This is a genomic window from Vibrio sp. 1-Bac 57, from assembly GCF_037546855.1.
GTDB lineage: Bacteria > Pseudomonadota > Gammaproteobacteria > Enterobacterales > Psychromonadaceae > Psychromonas.
In genome coordinates, this window is record NZ_JALAAC010000022.1 from 50,787 (window position 1) to 70,363 (window position 19,577).

At 36.8% G+C, this 19,577-nt stretch carries 15 protein-coding genes; 12 read left to right on the forward strand and 3 right to left on the reverse strand.

Going from position 1 to position 19,577, the window contains the following annotated elements; all coding sequences use genetic code 11:
* Positions 1-92: 92 nt before the first annotated feature.
* The 10 genes from norV (at position 93) to MT391_RS14200 (ending at position 13,488) form a co-directional block, all read left to right on the forward strand.
* A complete protein-coding gene (gene norV, locus MT391_RS14155; RefSeq protein WP_499498656.1) occupies positions 93-1,634 on the forward strand; it encodes an anaerobic nitric oxide reductase flavorubredoxin in 1,542 nt (513 codons plus the stop codon).
* On the forward strand, positions 1,631-2,806 hold the full coding sequence (gene norW, locus MT391_RS14160; RefSeq protein ID WP_499498658.1) for an NADH:flavorubredoxin reductase NorW: 1,176 nt from the start codon (positions 1,631-1,633) through the stop codon (positions 2,804-2,806). Before norV ends, norW begins: the two co-directional genes overlap by 4 nt.
* Positions 2,807-2,879: 73 nt before the next feature.
* Positions 2,880-3,215, forward strand: coding sequence for a TehB family protein (locus MT391_RS14165; protein ID WP_028867844.1), 336 nt, complete (start codon positions 2,880-2,882; stop codon positions 3,213-3,215).
* 228 nt (positions 3,216-3,443) lie between these two features.
* A complete protein-coding gene (locus MT391_RS14170; RefSeq protein WP_499498660.1) occupies positions 3,444-4,934 on the forward strand; it encodes an RCC1 domain-containing protein in 1,491 nt (496 codons plus the stop codon).
* Positions 4,934-6,250: a di-heme oxidoredictase family protein gene (locus tag MT391_RS14175; RefSeq protein ID WP_499498662.1), complete on the forward strand. Its 1,317-nt coding sequence runs from the start codon at positions 4,934-4,936 to the stop codon at positions 6,248-6,250. The genes MT391_RS14170 and MT391_RS14175 overlap by 1 nt, the downstream gene beginning before the upstream one ends.
* A 408-nt stretch (positions 6,251-6,658) precedes the next feature.
* On the forward strand, positions 6,659-7,993 hold the full coding sequence (gene dsdA / locus MT391_RS14180; protein WP_499498664.1) for a D-serine ammonia-lyase: 1,335 nt from the start codon (positions 6,659-6,661) through the stop codon (positions 7,991-7,993).
* A 491-nt stretch (positions 7,994-8,484) separates the two neighbouring features.
* A complete protein-coding gene (locus MT391_RS14185; RefSeq protein WP_499441681.1) occupies positions 8,485-10,095 on the forward strand; it encodes a BCCT family transporter in 1,611 nt (536 codons plus the stop codon).
* Positions 10,096-10,271: 176 nt separating this feature from the next.
* On the forward strand, positions 10,272-10,868 hold the full coding sequence (locus MT391_RS14190; RefSeq protein ID WP_499441680.1) for a DUF4202 domain-containing protein: 597 nt from the start codon (positions 10,272-10,274) through the stop codon (positions 10,866-10,868).
* Between the two features lie 1,021 nt (positions 10,869-11,889).
* The gene (gene rnk / locus MT391_RS14195; protein ID WP_499498665.1) at positions 11,890-12,303 is read left to right on the forward strand and encodes a nucleoside diphosphate kinase regulator; all 414 of its coding nucleotides are present in this window, start codon (positions 11,890-11,892) and stop codon (positions 12,301-12,303) included.
* Positions 12,304-12,615: 312 nt separating this feature from the next.
* Entirely contained in the window at positions 12,616-13,488 is an 873-nt protein-coding gene (locus MT391_RS14200; RefSeq protein ID WP_499498667.1) for a DMT family transporter, read from the forward strand.
* Between the two features lie 217 nt (positions 13,489-13,705).
* Here MT391_RS14200 and MT391_RS14205 read toward each other — a convergent pair whose 3' ends face one another.
* Both MT391_RS14205 and MT391_RS14210 read right to left on the reverse strand, forming a co-directional pair.
* Complete coding sequence (locus MT391_RS14205; protein WP_499498668.1) at positions 13,706-14,302, reverse strand: hypothetical protein; 597 nt, start codon at positions 14,300-14,302, stop codon at positions 13,706-13,708.
* 1,067 nt (positions 14,303-15,369) lie between these two features.
* On the reverse strand, positions 15,370-16,083 hold the full coding sequence (locus MT391_RS14210; RefSeq protein WP_028868061.1) for a GntR family transcriptional regulator: 714 nt from the start codon (positions 16,081-16,083) through the stop codon (positions 15,370-15,372).
* Between the two features lie 181 nt (positions 16,084-16,264).
* Between MT391_RS14210 and MT391_RS14215 the strand changes: the two genes are divergently transcribed.
* Positions 16,265-17,590 carry a 6-phospho-alpha-glucosidase gene (locus tag MT391_RS14215; RefSeq protein ID WP_028868062.1) on the forward strand — a complete coding sequence of 442 codons (1,326 nt, stop codon included), beginning with the start codon at positions 16,265-16,267 and terminating at the stop codon, positions 17,588-17,590.
* 66 nt (positions 17,591-17,656) lie between these two features.
* A complete protein-coding gene (locus MT391_RS14220; RefSeq protein ID WP_028868063.1) occupies positions 17,657-19,210 on the forward strand; it encodes an alpha-glucoside-specific PTS transporter subunit IIBC in 1,554 nt (517 codons plus the stop codon).
* A 54-nt stretch (positions 19,211-19,264) separates the two neighbouring features.
* Here MT391_RS14220 and MT391_RS14225 read toward each other — a convergent pair whose 3' ends face one another.
* Complete coding sequence (locus tag MT391_RS14225) at positions 19,265-19,552, reverse strand: hypothetical protein (RefSeq protein ID WP_028868064.1); 288 nt, start codon at positions 19,550-19,552, stop codon at positions 19,265-19,267.
* Positions 19,553-19,577 lie beyond the last annotated feature (25 nt).

The window sequence follows — 19,577 nt, forward strand, 5'->3', positions numbered from 1 at the left end:
GTGTCATTAAATCAGTGCTTTATGTTTTGGCATGTAATCTGCAATATAGGAGATAACTTTTTAAATCTTTTATAAATTATGCAGGTAACAATATGACTATTCACATTAAAAATAACATTCATTGGGTTGGACAACGTGATTGGGAAGTAGAAAACTTCCATGGTATGGAATTCAAATTAACAAAAGGTACTAGCTATAACAGCTATTTGATTCGTGAACAAAAAAATGTATTGATTGATACGGTTGATCATCGTTTTAGCTTACAGTTTGTGCAAAATCTAGAGATGGAAATTGATCTAAATGAGATTGATTTTATTGTTATTAATCATGCGGAAGAAGATCACTCAGGTGCATTACCCGCGCTAATGGCAAAAATTCCTAATACCCCTATTTACTGTACAGAAAATGCAATTGATTCAATTACAGGTCAGCATCATCATCCTGAATGGAATTTTAATATCGTAAAAACCGGTGACTCATTGGATATTGGTAACGGCAAACAATTGATATTTGTAGAAACGCCAATGTTGCACTGGCCAGATAGTATGATGACTTATCTGACCGATGATGCCGTGCTGTTTAGTAATGATGCATTTGGTCAACATTATTGTGATGAGCATTTGTTTAATGACGAAGTTGATCAAAATGAATTAAAAGAACAATGTTTACGTTATTACGCAAATATTTTAACGCCTTTTAGTTCGCTCGTGACTGCTAAGATTAAAGAGGTACTTAGCTTCAACCTACCTGTTGATATGATTGCAACTGCCCATGGTGTTATTTGGCGCGATGACCCTACGCAAATTATCCATCAATACCTAGAGTGGGCAGATAATTATCAAGAAGACCGCATCACTATTTTTTACGACTCTATGTCTAACAATACACGCATGATGGCTGACGCCATGGCACAGGGGATTCATGATGTTGACCCTGGTGTTGCGGTTAAGGTATTCAATGTTTCACGCCAAGATAAAAACGAAATATTATCTAATGTATTCCGTTCTAAGGGTGTATTAGTGGGATCACCAAGCATGAACAACGTGATGATGCCGCAAATCGCTGCGATGCTAGAAGAGATAACAGGATTACGTTTTAAAGATAAAAAAGCCGCTGCATTTGGTAGTTATGGTTGGAATGGCGGTGCCGTTGACCGTATTAATATACGTTTAATGGATGCAGGTTTTGAAACTGCTGACAGCTTAAAAACAAAATGGCGACCTGATGGTAAAGCAATGAACGAATGTCGTGAATATGGCCGCGGCATTGCAAAAAGCTGGGCATTACATTATATCAGTAATATTCAGTCTATCACTGCTAACCAACCTATGACTATCAAACCTATTATTGCAGAGCCTATTGTAAAGGCTAGTGTACAGGGCGATCCAGCACCTCAAGTAGCACCTTCTACAACTCAAGCAGCGCCTTCTAAAACTGAAGCCGTTCAAGTTGATGATGCTCAAGATATGTTATGTACGGTTTGTAACTGGGTTTATGAGCCTGCTATTGGTGAGCCAAATCAAGATGTTGCAGCTGGTACTGCTTGGAACGATGTGCCGGACTTCTTCCTTTGTCCTGAATGTGGATTAGGTAAAGATGTATTTGTTGCGGTTGCACAGAGCAAAGCATCATGAGTGCACCGATCATTATTATTGGTAGCGGCTTTGCCGCTTACCAATTAATCAAAACCATTAGACGCACGGATCAAACGATAGCAATTTCTGTTTTCACGCTAGATGCAGGGCATGATTACAACAAACCAGATTTAAGTCATGTATTTACTAATGAACAGAGTAGCGCAGATCTTATCCGGCTAACTGGAGAAGACTTTGCCACTGAATTTAATTTTGATTTACATGCATTTACTGAAGTTGAGCAGATCAATTTCGAACACCAAGAAATTTTGGTTGCAGGTGTCACGTATCCTTATTCAAAACTTGTTTTAGCGACGGGAGCACGGGCCTTTATTCCGACTATGTTAGGTGATGCAACTGACAAAGTGATCACGCTTAATAGTTTACGTGAGTTTGAAAGTGCACAACAACAGTTGCAGCAAGCTCAACGTGTTTTAGTTATTGGTGCAGGGTTGATTGGCACTGAGATTGCGATGGATCTATCGAGTAGCGGTAAAAAGGTGCTGGTGGTTGATCCTAGTAAAGGTTTGATGGCAAATATGCTACCAGACTTGGTCGCGAATCAACTTCGCAATAAAATGACTGACGCAGGTGTTGTGTTTGAATTGGGAAAAACCGTCCATTCATTGAATAACTGTTTATCAGACAAAAGCGCATTAAATACAAACAAAACAGGTATTTGTGTCACGCTTAGCTCAGGTGAAACACAGATTGTTGATTGTGTTATTTCTGCGGCAGGTTTAAAAGCAAATACAGGCTTAGCACGAAAATCAGGTATCAACGTCAACAATGGTTTAGTTGTTAATTTGCAGTTACAAACATCTGTCAACAATATTTATGCCTTGGGAGATTGTGCTGAGATAAATGGCAAGGTGATGTCGTACTTACAACCCATAATGTTAAGTGCGAATGCGTTAGCTAAAACATTATTGGGGCAAGCTACTGAGGTCACCTTACCGGCGATGTTAGTTAAAGTAAAAACACCGAAAATGCCAATGCAGTTAGGTGGCAACATGGTAAACGGTGTCACTTCTTGGCAAGCGGATATCGATACCGAGGGGTGCTCAGTAAAGGCGTATAACGAAGACAAAAAAATGGTTGGATTTATCGTAACAGAAGGGCACATGAAAAAAGCTTTTCCATTACTAAGAGAATTACCTGCGGCACTTTGATCTTTATTCGATGGAAATCTAGGTTTAGGTTCGTTAGATCAAATCTGCCATATTATAAAATTAGGAGAATATTATGAGTCATTTACGAATTCCAACAAATTGGACAATTCAACGCTCCACCCCTTTTTTCACTGTTGATACTGTGCCAAAAGCATTATTAACTCATCATAATACGGCGGCAGATGTTTTCGGACAATTATGTGTCATGGAAGGCGTTGTCACATATTTTGGTTTTGCAGATAGCGAAGCGACTGAGCCAGAAGTAACAGTGGTTATTGAAGCCGGACAATTTGCTACGAGTCCTCCACAATATTGGCATAGAATAGAGTTAAGTGAAGATGCACAGTTCAATATTAATTTCTGGTCAGACCAAGATAAAACAGGACAAGCGCTATACAATAAAAAATAAAGAGCTATTTTTACTGATCGCTTATACCCGATATTTACTCATTACGTTGTTTGTTGATCGTGATGAATGATAGCGGGTATTTGCTTTTATGATCGTTAAACTAAACTAATAAATTTTATAATAAGCAGAGCAAATTTTATAACTTACTAGAATAAAAGAGCTTGAAATCATCAACCTTTGGATCAATAATGATATTCATTATCATTAAATTGGCCATTGGAAGGTTGCATGAAGTTACAACATAGTTTTTTATCGGTTTGCATTTTAACATTTATTGCTGGGTGCGATTCTAACGATAGCCCTGCTTCTGCGGAAGTTAATAAAGATACGACAGAACCTGAGATCACATTATCTACACTCGCCGCTAATCGCAGCATATATTCCTCCACTTATTCTATTAACGGTACCGTTACTGACAATCAAGAGGTAACTTCTTTACAGTTGAAAGTTAACGATCTAACCAAAAACGTAACTTTTAATGGAGGGGATTTTGATGTTTCTTTTGTTTTAACACCAGGATTAAACAATTATGAATTAATCGCCTTAGATGCTGCCGGTAATGTAGCATCTATGACTGATAGTATTTATTTTGGACAACAAGTTGCAGCTGGAGGTGCTCACTCTGGGGCCATTATAGATGGTCAGATTTGGACATGGGGTAGGAATAACCTTGGTCAAACCGGAGTAGGGTTTACTAGTAAATTAAATACAGATGAAAATCATCCAACCACGCCGCAAAAAATTGAAGTCTTAGATAACGAAGAACTAGTTACTTTTACTTCTTTAGCATTTAACCAAAATGCATCCATCGCATTGGATAATGAAGGTGATGTATGGGCTTGGGGAGATGGTGATGGCGGTCAATTAGGGTTAGGAGATCAAGATAGTGTAGTTTTAGATGTTGATTATTATACACCTCAAAAAATTAACGCCCTTAAAGATATTGTTTCAATCACTCGTGGTTATGACCATACCGTTGCATTAGATAAAAATGGCCAAGTTTTTACATTTGGTGAGAATGATAAAGGCCAATTAGGCAATAGCTCTAACGAAGACGCTGACTATCCTCAACTTGTTACGTTAACTAATATTGTTCTAATCACTGCCGCTTCAGATTCCACTTACGCTATCGATTCAGATGGTATTCTTTGGGGATGGGGGGAAAATGATAATGGTCAATTAGGCCAAGGTAGTGATGATACAAACGATTATAATACGCCAGTACAAATTCCTTTACTCGAAAAAGTTATTTCTGTTGCAGCAGGTAAAGCACATGTTCTTGCGCTAGGTGAAAGTGGAAAAGTCTACGGTTGGGGATTAAATGCGAGTAATCAAATAGGCAACACAGTTGAAGATACATGGCCTGATGAAATCTACGAAGCAGTTGAATTACCTTGGATAACACAAGCTAAGGCAGTTTGGGCAAATGGCAATCAAAGTTTCGTAGAAAAAAGCGATCAATTAATTTATCCATGGGGTTTTAATGGAACAGGGACATTAGGCCTTGAATCAGATCAAGACCCGATCTCTCCAACTGTCGCAATAGCCGATCTTAATAATGTGCAGGATATTGCACCTGGCGCATTACATACCATCGCCCTACGTAAAGATCGCTCTATATTTAGTTGGGGATGGAGCTTCGAAGGATCGTTAGGAATTAAAGAACCAATCAACATCTGGGGATACACTGTTCCACAAAAAGTAGAGTTTAATCAGTAATGAAAAGTAAATTATATTTATTACTTAATATCTTATTGGTGGGCTGTGGTGGTTCGGATGGGGCTTCTGACTCTGTCGTTGATAACACCTTAGTACTTGGAGCTACTGGGGGAGTTGCAACGGTAGAATATCAAGAAAATAATGGTTTTTTACAGTTCATTCCTGACCTTGATATTCAAGAATATAATGGGGCTTCCCAAGGCCGAGAGTTATTTATCGCTACTTGGGGCCCTGCTCCTGGGGCGCGAGATCTACTTGATGGTTATGGTCCGCTTGCAATCACTGACTCATGTGCAAATTGCCATGAATCTTCAAGTAGAGCTGAATCATTAAAAAGTGATGGTTCCACTGGCAATGGAATATTGTTCAGATTACGGGATATAGAGGGCAATGTAGATTCTATGTTGGGTGCACAACTGCAAACTTATTCCGCAGATGGAGTGCCCGAAGGAAGTGTAAGCTGGTCCGAAGGAAGTTCAAATGAGATCCTTTTCCATTTAAACGATAATGTAAATGCGCTTGATGAAGGCATAGTTTTAGCACCTAGACTATCGCCTCAATTGATTGGAATGGGATTATTAGATCTAGTGCCTGAATCGGTTATTCTTGAGTATCAAGATATTAATGATACTGATATGAATGGCATATCTGGTAGAGCAAACCAACAACAGCAATGTATTGGTCGTTTCGGCTGGAAAGCTATCCATTGTTCATTGGATGGGCAAATAGTAGGTGCACTTCAACAGGATATGGGATTAACTTCAACGTTGAACCCAGCAGAACCTTGCTCTGATAATCAAGGAATATGTAATATTTATCCATCGGGAGGTGACCCTGAAGTATCTGATAAGTCGGTACAGGATATTAATGACTTTTTAACTATACTCGCGGTGCCAGAAAGGCGAATTAATAAACAGGAAACATTCCTTGCGGGAAGAGCACTTTTTAATTCTACTGGTTGTAATGCATGCCACCGAGAAACGTTAAGTACTGGTGAAGTGGAAAGATTCCCTATTCTCAGTAATCAAACATTTTACCCTTACACTGACTTATTGCTTCACAATATGGGCCCTGAGCTTAGTGATGGTGCAAAAGAGTCCGGTGCAGAAGCTGATGAATGGCGTACACCACCATTATGGGGATTAGGTTTAATTGAAGGAGATGGGAAAAGTCGATTCTTGCATGATGGTCGAGCCCTCACCATTGAGCAAGCAATCTTGTGGCATGGTGGTGAATCAGAGAGTGCTAAAGAAACTTATTCTCAACTGACGAATGATGAAAAAGATGCATTATTAGCTTTTTTAAGGGCTATTTAATTTAAATTCACTGCGCTGATTTATTTTGTTTGTCACGAGTTGAAGATCTTAAACTGAAATTGCTCACGTTAAAACTACTGAAGTTAAAGCTGCTATAAATTGAGAGTCTAACCTGCTAACAGAGAGTAGGTTAGACTCTGCTTCTCGCAACTGCTGTACCTACATTAATGAGTTAATTAGTTTAGGCAATATTTTCTGCCCCAGCTCAACAGTACTAAACGTTTGCTTATTTGGGCCCGAAGCCTCCGTTTTTTAAATGACCCAAAGCCCATTATTTTGCATTTTTATTAACCTCATGATAAATCTATCTATACCCTTCATTTTTTGACTTCATTAAATATTGTGACTTTCCAAGGCTGCAATTGATGACTGTTGTATTCGATTATTTAATTTAAGGTGTTAAAACTAATGTCGCTGAATATACAAAAGCTTATTACTGAATTCCCTTTACTTGAGCAATTGATTGCATTGCAAGAAATAAGTTGGTTCAACCCTAATATAACTAGTTTAGAAGAAGGTCTGCCTTATGTTGGGCTCAATCATAATGATATTAAAGCAGCCAGTGATAGGTTAACAAGATTTGCACCTTATTTAGCACAGGTCTTTCCTGAGACGGCTGCAAGCAATGGCATTATTGAATCTGAGGTGGTCAGTATTAGCAAGATGCAAGCACAATTAGAACGTGAATACTCGACACTAATTGTAGGCAAAATGATGCTGAAAAAAGATAGTCACTTACCTATTTCAGGTTCAATTAAAGCGCGAGGTGGAATATACGAAGTATTAACACATGCAGAAAAGTTAGCGATAGCTGCTGGTTTATTAAAAGAGTCTGATGATTATCGTAAACTCGATAGTGATCAATTTAGAGCGTTTTTTAAAGGTTACCGTATCGCCGTAGGTTCAACAGGTAATTTAGGGATGTCTATTGGCATTATGAGCGCTAAATTAGGTTTCTCCGTCTCTGTTCATATGTCTGCAGATGCAAGGCAATGGAAAAAGAACAAACTGCGTGAACATGGTGTGAATGTTGTTGAATATGAACAAGATTATGGTGTTGCCGTGGAGCAAGGTCGTCAACAGGCGGAGAGTGATATTAATTGTTTTTTTATTGATGATGAGAATTCACAAACACTTTTTCTTGGTTATGCTGTTGCAGGTCAACGATTAAAAAAACAGTTCCATGAAATGGGAGTTCGCGTGGATCAAGCTCATCCTCTGTTTGTATATTTACCCTGTGGTGTAGGTGGCGGTCCCGGTGGTGTTGCCTTTGGTTTGAAAATGGCTTTTGGTGATAATGTACATTGTATCTTTGCCGAGCCAACACATTCACCCTGCATGTTATTAGGTGTTTATACTGGATTACATGACGGTATTTCAGTTCAAGATCTGGGTATTGATAATATCACTGCTGCTGATGGATTAGCGGTTGGTCGAGCATCGGGGTTTGTTGGCAGAGCGATGCAACGTCTGTTGGATGGTTATTATACTATCTCAGATCAGCGCATGTATCACTATCTAGCTGAGCTCAGTGAATTAGAACATATTCAACTTGAGCCTTCTGCACTCGCTGGCATCGTAGGCCCGATCATAGTGAATAAAAATATAGAGTATAAAAATCGTTTACAGTTAGATGCCATTAAAATGCAAAATGCTACTCATTTAGTATGGGCAACGGGTGGCGGCATGGTACCCAAAAAAGAGATGGATGATTATCTTGCTCAGTCGTTAACACCTACTTAACCGCCATTATTTATAGCCAGTTAATATTGATATTAGTCAAGATCTTGAGGTGAAAGTGCTATTAATACTCTGTCATTACTTACAAGCTTTCTCTTGAAACTGATGATTTTAAAAATAAAGATAATCATGGTGGCATTAATCGATAAAATGCCTAGCTCATTATTTATAGAGAATTAGCGGTTAATCATGAACTAAGTAGTAAGCAATAAAAGTAACCTCTACTTCTGAAAGTTAATATTTTTAATTTAAATTACTTCACTTTAAAGCACTGCGTCGTAAATTATTTCAATTAAATCAAGTGGTTAACTCAAGTCTCATGGGTGGCGCTTTCTATGGTAAAGTAGCCGGCCAGGGGACTAGCGATAAAGCCTAAAATTACTCCAATAAGGGGGTTTGACCATGGTCTATTATGGTGGGCTAGCTAGTCAAATATAACTTAAATATGGAGCATGTCCTTCTATTTGTTAATACAAATAGGTAAGACACAGTTTATGAAATTCAAATCAAACAAGTACAGTATTGAATCAACAGATTATCAGGTCGGTCAGGATAATTTTAATAAATGGGGCTTCGATGTCCACAACACAGTTTTCACTGCTTCAGTAGCGTTATCCATCCTTTTCATCGTCACTCTGCTAATGTTAGAGCCTGCCGATGCAAAAGCAGCCATTGACTCAATTAAGGGCTCTGTCCTGTCTAATTTTGACTTCCTATTTATGTGGGGAGCCAATATCTTATTAATCTTTGCCGTTATATTAGCATTTTCACCCTTGGGTAAAATTCGCTTAGGTGGAGATAAAGCGACCACTGATTATTCAACAATGTCATGGATTTCAATGCTATTTGCAGCGGGCATGGGGATTGGATTAATTTTCTGGGGCGTGGCAGAGCCAACTGCTTTCTTTACCAATTGGTACGGAACTCCATTAAATGCAGAACCTTTTACGGCAGAAGGCCGTGAACTAGCATTAGGTGCAACGGTTTTTCACTGGGGACTGCATGCTTGGGCTATCTATGGAATGACAGCACTTTGTTTAGCTTATTTTGTGTATAACAAAGGCCTGCCACTATCCATGCGCTCGGTATTTTATCCGATTTTAGGTGATAGAGTTTGGGGAATAACCGGTGATATTATTGATGTATTAACCGTTTTAGTGACCTTATTTGGCCTAGCAACTTCTCTTGGATTAGGTGGTGCACAGGCGGCTAGTGGTATTAGTCATGTTTTTGGTTTTGAAAATAGCCTTTATCTAAAGCAGTTCATTATTCTATTAATTATGGGCTTAGCTATTCTTTCGGTCACGCGAGGAATGGACGGAGGAGTTAAACTGTTAAGTAACCTGAATATGGTCATTGCCTTTATATTTTTGGGGCTAATCGCTGCTTTGAACTTCACAACGGTACTTGATTCTTTGGCTACCGCAGTGATCGGTTATGTAAAAAATATTATTCCGTTAAGTCAGTCTTCGGGACGTGACGATACAACATGGTTGCATGGGTGGACTGTATTTTATTGGGCGTGGTGGGTTGCTTATGCACCTTTCTTTGGCATGTTTGTAGCGCGTATATCTAAAGGGCGTACTGTGCGTGAGTTTCTTATTTGCGTGATGGTTATTCCTACGTTAGTCACCACTGCCTGGATGTCAGTTTTTGGTGGTGTAGCTATTGAACAGATCATTGATAAAGTTGGATTGTTAGGTGCTGAGCAAGGTATTACAGATGTTTCTTTAAGCCTTTTTTACATGCTAGATGCTTACCCTCTCGGTGATGTTTTATCTGTTATCGCAGTTGTATTAATTGTTGTTTTCTTTGTAACTACATTAGATTCAGGCTCCATTGTTATCGATAGCATGACAGCGGGAGGCAAACTAGAAGTGCCAATGAAACAAAAAATAGTGTGGGCTGTTATCTCGGGTGTTATCGCAATGGTAATGCTGTGGATTGGCGGTACTCAGTCTATTCAAGCGCTGCAATCGATCACTATTATCGCAGCACTGCCTTTCACTCTTATTCTTTTGCTTGGTTGCGTTAGTTTGCTGAAAGGGTTATTAACTGAAGTAGATAAACCAAAGGTAATAGATGAACGAATCAAACAAAGCTAGTATCTAACCAGTATTAAGGCTTTATAAAAAGCTCCCTTGTGCCTAGTGCAAGGGAGCTTTTTTCTATCAAAAATATGAGTATTTAATGTTGTGAACATTTCTTATTTTTTTGTTGTAAGTATTTTTATATAGTTAGTCTCTATTTACCTATCGCGAGAAGTTGCAGGGAGCATGTTATGAATCAAAAACTTGAACAAGTCATTGGTCTAATTGATGACGTTAATAATGAAGATCCAAATAAAGAGTTAGTAGGCGATAAGGAATGGCCAAAGGAACGTTTATATTCTGAGCGTATGGCTGAAATGTTGAATCGTTTTAAACCTGATGCCAACGAGTTATTGAAAATAGCTGTACGTGGCCAACATATTCAACGCTGGAAATCATTGCGTAGTGATTATCCGGTTGGAAAGCAAGGATATCATCAGTGGCGATCTGAGCTTTATACCTTTCATGCAAATGGTGTTGCTACCTTGATGCAGCAAGTTGGGTATGAACCAGATGATATTGAACAAGTTAAAAATGCCGTCGGTAAAAAAGCCATTAAACGAAACCCTGATAGTCAATTGGTCGAAGATGTTGCTGGTTTAGTGTTCATTGAATATTACATGTTAGCTTTTGCCCTAAAACATCCTGAATATACTGAAGAAAAATGGATTGGTATTATTCTTAAAACATGGCGAAAAATGTCAGATGATGCACATCAATTCGTTTTAGCTGGAAATATTAAATTACCTGAGTCTTTACAAAATTTAATTGTTAAAGCTATTAGTTGATTTCAGCTTACTTCGTTTTATTTCAGGAGATTCGACATCTTGGTTTTGAATTCAAGTATTGAGATGTCTTATTTTTTATTATTGTGCTTGTCTGAGATTTTATTTTCCCCTTTGAATGGCTTATAAGAAGGTTGTGACGGAGTAGTATTAACCACCGCTTTGTCTTTTTATTTGAGAGCTTAAAAGTAAAGAAAAACTCTTTTACTTTACATTTTGATTCTAAAATTAGTTGCTTGAAATAGTTAATTTTTTCTTTTGTTAAATCTTACTGGATAAGCTTGAAGTTATTATTTAAGTTGTTATATTGAGCTTATGAAAACATCAATATTTTATACTATCAATTTCTTAAGGAGCTTCGTCCTTAAATTCCCCTCTTAAGCGGGCATATGTCTATGCCCATCTGTATTTGCAGATAATCTTCCCAATAAAATTAAACTTATGAGATCAATTAAACCTCTCCAAAAATAGGTTTATTGTGACTTTTTTATATACATTTTGTCTAATCGTATGTGATTAATATTTATCAAAATAGATCAGGAGGCTATGTGAGTTGAATCTGAGTAAATTTTAGTTTTGTTACAAAAATACGTAATTAATCTGTTATTTATTATTTAGGTGATGATATGTCAAAGAGTGAAATGAAAAAGCCCGTTTTATCATTGAAAGAAAAACGGAAACTTAAGAAAGAAGATAATAGCAATAAAATTGTAAAACCTAGAAAAAGAAAAGGTTAAATAATGATGGGGCCATATATTGGCCTCATTTTAAAAATTACCGATTGAAAATCAAACACAACAATAGTCAAAATAGTTATAAAAATTGTATATGAGGTGCTGTGTCGTCGTAGTGAAAATAACAAAATATATTTTATCTTATTGAAATATATTTGTTATTTCTATTTTAACCCCACCCAATCTACATTAACGAACGTTAAATTAATCTTTAACGTCTCTACGAATAAATGTTCTGACTTGTGTTAGATCTTTAAATAATTGTTGTATTAATAATACTGAGAATAAAAATGAATCAAAAACCAGAGATTACTATTTCGTCCTTAGATTTAGATCGATTATATAACGTCATTGATCTGTTACCTAAAAACAGTGTGGCAGGAGTGAGTGGACTTGAAGAGGAACTCGCTCGTGCCAATATAGTCGATCCTGAACAGATTCTTCCGGATCTAGTTACCATGAATGCTACCGTCAAATTTTCTGTTGACTCATCACTAAAAGAGTTTGTGCTTACCCTTGTTTATCCCAAAGATATTGATTCAAAAGGTGAGAAAATATCAATATTAGCTCCCGTCGGAAGCGCTCTTCTTGGGCTTTCTATAGGGGACAGAATTGAATGGCCAAAACCAGGTGGGGGAACAATCAAAGTAATGATTAAAGAAATACTGTATCAACCGGAGAGAGATGGCGAACTTCATCGATAAGTCACATTAAAAAGTTCGGTGATCACTATGCCACCGAATAATTTATAGCTGCGCTTATATCATGGCTCTTTATATCTGGGCAATACAAGGGTAGTAGTCCCAAAGGGCTATCAAAGCATAACCAAATAAAAGCTAAGCAAAGCCAAATAAAGACTAAATAGAATGAATGCTTATTTTCAAATATTCTTTTTAAAATATGGCATTCCATTTTTGAGTTCAAAATAATACAAGATCGCATGTTGACGATTAAATTGAAGAGCAATCTCTGATAGCACTAATATTTCATTCTAACTTTAAAGGAAGCATTTTATTATGTGGATAATATATGCATTACTCGCTACTGTTTTTTTTGGTATGCGAGGGATATTGTACCAATGGACATCACAGAAAAAGATGAACCGAAATTTATTCTTATTTGGCGTCTTTTTTGTAGGATTTTTAGTAAGTCTTTCTGGTGTCGCCTTGCTAGACCAAGAATGGTATGGATGGGCGGATATTGCCGTTGGTTTAGCATTAGGCTTTGGTTCTTTTGCCGCTAATGCTTTTTTACATAAAGGCTTTTCTGTTGGAAAGGCTTCCCTGATTAGTATTTTGTCTGGGTTAACTCCCTTATTTGTACTGATTTTTGCTTTTTTATTATGGCAAGAGACCTTGACCACACTGCAATTGATTGGCTTTTTTATCATTTTTGGTGGTCTTTATATTATCCGCTACTCCAATGAAATTTCCATAACCAATTTACAAGGTGCGCAATGGGGATTACTTGCAGCATTATTCTTTTCATTTAATGACTTATTAGGTAAGCAGTCCACTCTTCTTGAGGCTGATACGTTCGCCACATTAACCTCAATGTTTGGTTTTGGTAGTTTTCTTTTTGCGATGAGTTGGTTGGCCAATCGTAAAAAAATAGTGGAGGATGAAAATGACACTCGTCCTAGTTGGTCTGGATTAAAAACATTTTCCTGCGGCTTATTTATTGGATTGACTAATGTCGCTGGCATGGTTGCAATAATATCCGCTTTTGCAATTGGCAACACAGGATTAGTATCAGCTATTTCTGGGATGAATATTTTAATCATCCTGTTGTACTCTCGCATTATTTTAAAAGAATCTTTTACTCGCCAAGAGTTTTTAGGATTAGCTACCGCTTTCATAGGGGTTATAGTACTGAGATTGAGCTATTAATAATTCCTGTTTTGAAGTTATTAAAAAGTAATCATTAAATTAATGCTTATTAAAAAGAAAGCACTAATACTTCTATACGTATAAAAGTATTAGTGATTTTTCATAATAAGTTGCGGATATATTTCTCGTTTTAAAGTTCATCAAGTCGGTATGATAACTCTTTCTTGCAAATCAAGATGAGAGCCTGATTTATATTGTCATTAAGATAATTTACTTCTTACTCATTACATCGATTAGCATAGACCCAGTAATCTCTTGGCATCCTTCCTGGTAACCCACTGGTATTGGTGATGTCTATTACCGCTTTGGTTGCACATTGACAAACTGGCTTGGAGTAGTGTTTGTGTGCTAAGCATGATTGATGAGTGTCATCAATCATCTTTCTGGCGCGACTATCTTTTAGCCCGTAATTAATTGAGACTGAACTCTTGCCCGCCTCTTTCTCTGCGACTTCTATCACTTTGACAGCTGCCATAAAATCAATATAGGCTTTATCGCAAAGTTGAGGGGCTTGTTGGTAATAGGCGGCTACTTGCTTTCTTGTTGCCTGTCCTTTCACCATTGAAAATCCTGCTGTTTGTGGCAGACGTTCACAATAATTCTGGCAAGCCTTTAATAGCGAGTTTGCCTCCTCAGTTAATGGAATTTTTTTTGACTCACATTGTTCTGCTTTTGCAAGCATGGCGTCGAACTGCTTTTGTTTAAGGTTTGACTCTTGTGCAAAAGATAAGGGTGAAAAAAATAAGAGTAATAAAGAGATGCTGACTGACGATATTAACGATGTTTGTTTCAATAAAAGATATTGATCTGGCATTGGATTAACCCCCTATAACAATAAAAGTGCTAACGATGTTATTTAACTTCATACGGGAAGTATTTCCTGTCATTTTTACAAAATGAGACTTCCTAGACTCGATTATAAACAAACGTTTTTCTTATCAATGACATTCCCTGTCAAGAAATAGCGTCTAACGCAAGCTTTGTGATTATTTGTTGATCTTAAATATACTATGATTGTTGCCTTTCTTTTCCAAGGCTAAATAACGGAATCAAGTAAACTCCTTGTCGAATATCTCGTCTTTGTCATCTTTATAAAGGGGGATTTAGTTTGTGCTTGCTGTTTTTAGTGAAGGTAGGAGGCTTTACGATGTCATTAAATGGCGTTTTTAAGTAATCATTTTCTGTTATAATTATTCTTTTAAAATGTCAGTTGAAGGTTAGTAGCAATCACTTCTTTAATGTGAACGGTATAACACTCTTATTTGGCTTAATGATCTTCCTTTATTTTATTCTTGGTGTTTTATGCAAAATTTCCCTACTAACCGCTTTTCTATTGTTCCGATGCTTGATTGGACTGACTTTTAAGTCGCATAAGGCTTTGTGTATGTTGAGGCGAACTATAGGCGTACCACTGTTTTGTATATTTAAGTTTTAAGCCAAAAGGCGTACCGAGGCGATCTAGTCATAATTATCGCTTCAATCAACTGTATTACCTCTCAATTTCAAGTTTACGTACAAACGTCGAAGCTAACATTCGGAGCTTTTATGCGATGTTACTTACTCACTTTATTACCACTGAATTTACTATAAAAAATAGTCATAAGCTTAATCTGGGTATTATAATACTCAATAAGTAGTTTTTTTGAGTATAATAAAGCTCAATAAAAATGGTAAATGTAATTAAATACAAAAAATAATTTCATTAAATCAATAGATTACACGTAAGTTCGGAATGTCGGCTATATCTTCAACAAGATTGTAATGGTCTAATAATACCGGACTCTTACCATATAACTAAAAGTTGGACACAATGCTAAAGGTTTATGACAAGTTAGGTTTTATGGTTGAATGTTAATCTTTAATATTGAGTTATTATTATTTTTATTGTGGTCTATAAGATACAAAATCAAAGCTATATTGATATACTCGGAAATAATGTTCGGTATATTCAAATAGTCTACCATCACTTAGTTCGCCAACTGAATCCACTCGAATAACGGGGTGACCCGCTTCAATATTTAAGTTGTTAGCAATCTCTTTTGTAACTAGTTCTGGTTTTGCGCTTTGTCTGCTAAGTTTTATTTTTAACCCTTTTATTTTTTCTACATATTCATACTTAGAGTCACGAATAGCTTGAATACTGAGATCTGGAAATATACTAACAGGCATAAATGTATGCTCTAATATTTCAGGCTCACCATCAATAAGTCTTAATCTAATAATTGAATAAACTTCATCCCCCTCGTTTAAACCTAATTTATTGGCGATAAATATATCACTTTCAATTAGCTCGAACGTTAATAATTTTGAGCTTGGTTGTTTTCCCTGTGCTGACACCTCTTCGTAGAAGCCGTTTAGTTGAAAAGCATTATGTTGCGCTTTAGCTGATTTGACATAAGTTCCACTGCCACGAACGCGATAAAGTAAATCTTTATCTACTAGTATTTTCATGGACTTACGAATGGTTACTCGGCTTACGCCAAATTTTTTTTGAAGCTCACTTTCAGTAGGTAACATTGCTCCTGGTAAAAGGGTGCCATCATCGATTTGTGTAATTAATTCATCTGAAATCTGTAAATATCTTGGCCTGTTCACTTTAGCTCCTTATCAGGTCTGCTCTTTAACAAAAGAGTGATGAATAATACATTACTAATACTTAATGGCCAGTATTAAGTGATTAAGATCACTTTAAACAAGTAAATGTATCTTTAAGGTATTGTTTGGGTAATACTTTAAAGATACATTTAAGGCATCTTAAGTAATAAAGGACAGAAAAATGAAACAACAAAACCTAACTGTGATTGGCGGTGGAAGCACATATACACTGGGCATGATGAGCAGTTTAATTGCGGAAAAGGATGCTTTTCCATTAAAACGCGTCGTTTTTTATGATATTGATGCAGACCGTCAGGCTTTAAATGCACAAGCAACAGCGATTTTATTTAAAGAACAGTATCCTGAAATTGAAGAATTTATTTATACAACAAATAAAGAGGTGGCTTTTTCTAATTCTGATTTCTTCTTTGTACAGATCCGTACTGGTGGCTTATTGATGCGAGAAAAAGATGAGCAAATTCCACTCGCTTATAATTGTGTTGGTCAAGAAACATGTGGAGCCGGCGGTATGGCTTATGGGCTTCGCTCCATTGGTGACATGATAACGTTAGTAAATGAGATCCGATCTTATAGCAAAAACGCATGGATTTTAAACTACACAAACCCAGCTGCAATAGTTGCCGAAGCATTGAATCGTGAATTTCCTGATGATAAACGGATTTTAAATATCTGTGATATGCCAGCCGCCATTATGGTGAGTTATGCGCAGCTTCTTGGATGTGAAATTTGGGATTTAGTACCTGAGTATTTTGGTTTAAACCACTATGGCTGGTTTACTAGTATTCGCAATAAGAATGGAGATGATCTTACTGATAAAATCAAAAATATTATTATGAATAAAGGTATTACAGCAGTTGATCCTGAAATTGCAGATGATCCTTCATGGCAAGCAACTTTCCAAAATATGAAAGTTATGCTTCAAGATAATCCTGAATTTCTACCTAATACTTATCTGCAATATTATCTATATCCAGAGAAAATGGTGGCAAAAGAAGATATAAGCAATACTCGATCACGCCAGGTTATGAATGGTCGTGAAAAGCGTGTCTTTGAACTTTGTCAGCGAATCATTAGTGCAGGAAGTACTAAAAATGAACAGATGCATGCTGATATTCATGGTCGTTATATGGTGCGCGTTGCAGCTTCTTTAGCTTACAATACTGGAGATACTTACCTCGTTATCGTTCCTAATAACGGTATCATTTCTAATCTTCAAGATGATGCAATGGTCGAAGTGCCAGCATCACTAACGAATAATGGTCCTCATTGTTTTGCCGTCGGTAAAATACCAACATTTCAAAAAGCGATGATTGAGACGCAACTTGGTTATGAAAAACTAGTGGTTGATGCTTGGTTTGAAGGATCTAAACAAAAGCTTGTTAATGCATTAACGCTAAACCGTACTGTTATTAATGTGCCTAAAGCAAAAAAAATAGTGGATGACATATTAAAAGAAAACCAAATGTATTTACCGCAGTTTTCTTAATACTCCTAACTTTTGCTAAAAATAGCGAGCTTGAATAATCAGGTTCGCCTTTAAATTAAGGTCTATATGAAAGATATTATTCAACGCTTTGGGGCAGCTATGTTTGTGCCTGTCTTACTTTTTCCAGCAGCTGGTATGTTACTTGGTTTGACAGTCATGTTACTAAATCAGGATTTATTTCCCTGGGCAATACCAGGAAGTACTTGGCACAGTGTTTCGACTATTTTGTTACAGGCATCGTTAGCTGTTTTTAAAAATATGTCTTTGATTTTTGCAGTAGCGCTTCCTATCGCGCTTGCGAAATCGGCATCGGGTCGGGCTGTACTTGCAACCTTAGTTTCTTATATTACTTTTAACTATGTTATTGGTGGTATATTACAATTTTGGGGGGCTGATCTAGGCATAAACTATGTCTCTGGAGAGCTTGGACTCACTGACATTGGAGGGATTTTAACATTAGATACTAACCTGTTGGGTGCAATTGTTATCGCAAGTATTTCAGTGTGGATCCATAATAAATATTTTGGCTATAAATTACCTAACTGGGCGTCAGTATTTGGTGGTACGCCATTAGTGGTTATTATTAGTTTTCCAATAATGATTGCTCTTGCTATTGTTACTTGTTTTGTTTGGCCAAGTATTCAACATGGCATTAATAACTTACAATTTTTTCTTGTACAAGCTGGCGCATTAGGTGTGTGGTTATTTACTTTTTTAGAAAGAATACTAATCCCAACGGGGCTTCATCATTTTGTTTACGGTCCAGTTTTTTATGGTCCTGTTGCTGTAGATGGCGGTACAGTTGCTTATTGGATTCAACATATTCAAGAATTTGCAGCTAATCCGGAATCTTTAATTAGCCAATTCCCACAAGGTGGTCTGATGCTTACAGGGATGGGGAAAGTTTTTGGGTGTACCGGTATTGCTCTTGCTCTTTACTCTACAGCGAAAAAAGAAAACAAAAAAATGGTAATGGGGCTACTGGTGGGAGCAACTGTAACTGCAATTCTTACTGGTATTACAGAGCCTATTGAATTTACTTTTCTATTTATTGCTCCACTATTATTTGCGCTGCATGCTGTACTCTCAGCAACAATGGCAACAATTGCTTACTCACTGGGCGTATCTGGTAATTTTCAGACGGGTATTATAGATTTTATTTTCCAAAATTGGTTACCTTTAGGTAGCAACCATATGGGGACATATGTTATCCAGATTATTATTGGGTTATCGTTTACGGCTATCTATTTTGTTACTTTCCGTTATTTGATTATTAGATACAACATTATGACACCAGGGCGCGATAACAGTGAAACTAAGCTTTATACCAAAGCCGATTATAAAGCGGCTAAAAACCATAATGAAGTTGGTATAAATGATAATAGCCAGGCTCATGCTTTTATTGCAGGTTTAGGAAATAATGAAAATATTGCATTATTAACTAACTGTGCCACTCGTTTAAGAATTAAAGTTAAAAATCCTGATTTAGTTAAGTCGACAAGCTTCTTTCAGGAAAATGGCGCAGTTAATGTGGTAAGGAATGGCGATAGTTTTCAAATTATTGTTGGCTTAACGGTTCCACAAGTGCGCGATGAAATGAGTCAACTAATGGGAGGTTGATATCTTACCTGCAATCTATCGCTGGTATAATTGTTTGTAAATAAAAGTCTTGGTTTAGTAATAGCCCAAGGCTTTTTTGTAAAACTTATATTTATGCATTTCTAAACACTGGACAAGTTTTAACCAAGAAAAATATGCGGAATTAGTTAACGTTTCTCGTAAGAAAATTTCTGATATAGAAAACAACAGAAGTAATCCAAGTGTTGATGTTTTGAATAAAGTTTTTAAGCCTTTTGGTTTAAATGTCGGTTTAATCCCAATATCACCGACTGTATTGCAAAATGCTCTGGATGGTGGTGATGATTCACCCAAGTAACCTAAGAATAAAGTATCCTGTTTCATTTATTTACTTGAGGACGTTTTAATT

Excerpts from the sequence above, each read along its gene's own strand:
- norV (WP_499498656.1), top strand. The coding sequence starts at position 93 with ATGACTATTCACATTAAAAATAACATTCATTGGGTTGGACAACGTGAT.
- MT391_RS14175 (WP_499498662.1), top strand. The coding sequence starts at position 4,934 with ATGAAAAGTAAATTATATTTATTACTTAATATCTTATTGGTGGGCTGT.
- MT391_RS14170 (WP_499498660.1), top strand. The coding sequence starts at position 3,444 with ATGAAGTTACAACATAGTTTTTTATCGGTTTGCATTTTAACATTTATT.
- MT391_RS14220 (WP_028868063.1), top strand. The coding sequence starts at position 17,657 with ATGAAAGATATTATTCAACGCTTTGGGGCAGCTATGTTTGTGCCTGTC.
- dsdA (WP_499498664.1), top strand. The coding sequence starts at position 6,659 with ATGTCGCTGAATATACAAAAGCTTATTACTGAATTCCCTTTACTTGAG.
- norW (WP_499498658.1), top strand. The coding sequence starts at position 1,631 with ATGAGTGCACCGATCATTATTATTGGTAGCGGCTTTGCCGCTTACCAA.
- rnk (WP_499498665.1), top strand. The coding sequence starts at position 11,890 with ATGAATCAAAAACCAGAGATTACTATTTCGTCCTTAGATTTAGATCGA.
- MT391_RS14225 (WP_028868064.1), bottom strand. The coding sequence starts at position 19,552 with ATGAAACAGGATACTTTATTCTTAGGTTACTTGGGTGAATCATCACCA.
- MT391_RS14200 (WP_499498667.1), top strand. The coding sequence starts at position 12,616 with ATGTGGATAATATATGCATTACTCGCTACTGTTTTTTTTGGTATGCGA.
- MT391_RS14185 (WP_499441681.1), top strand. The coding sequence starts at position 8,485 with ATGAAATTCAAATCAAACAAGTACAGTATTGAATCAACAGATTATCAG.
- MT391_RS14190 (WP_499441680.1), top strand. The coding sequence starts at position 10,272 with ATGAATCAAAAACTTGAACAAGTCATTGGTCTAATTGATGACGTTAAT.
- MT391_RS14205 (WP_499498668.1), bottom strand. The coding sequence starts at position 14,302 with ATGCCAGATCAATATCTTTTATTGAAACAAACATCGTTAATATCGTCA.
- MT391_RS14165 (WP_028867844.1), top strand. The coding sequence starts at position 2,880 with ATGAGTCATTTACGAATTCCAACAAATTGGACAATTCAACGCTCCACC.
- MT391_RS14215 (WP_028868062.1), top strand. The coding sequence starts at position 16,265 with ATGAAACAACAAAACCTAACTGTGATTGGCGGTGGAAGCACATATACA.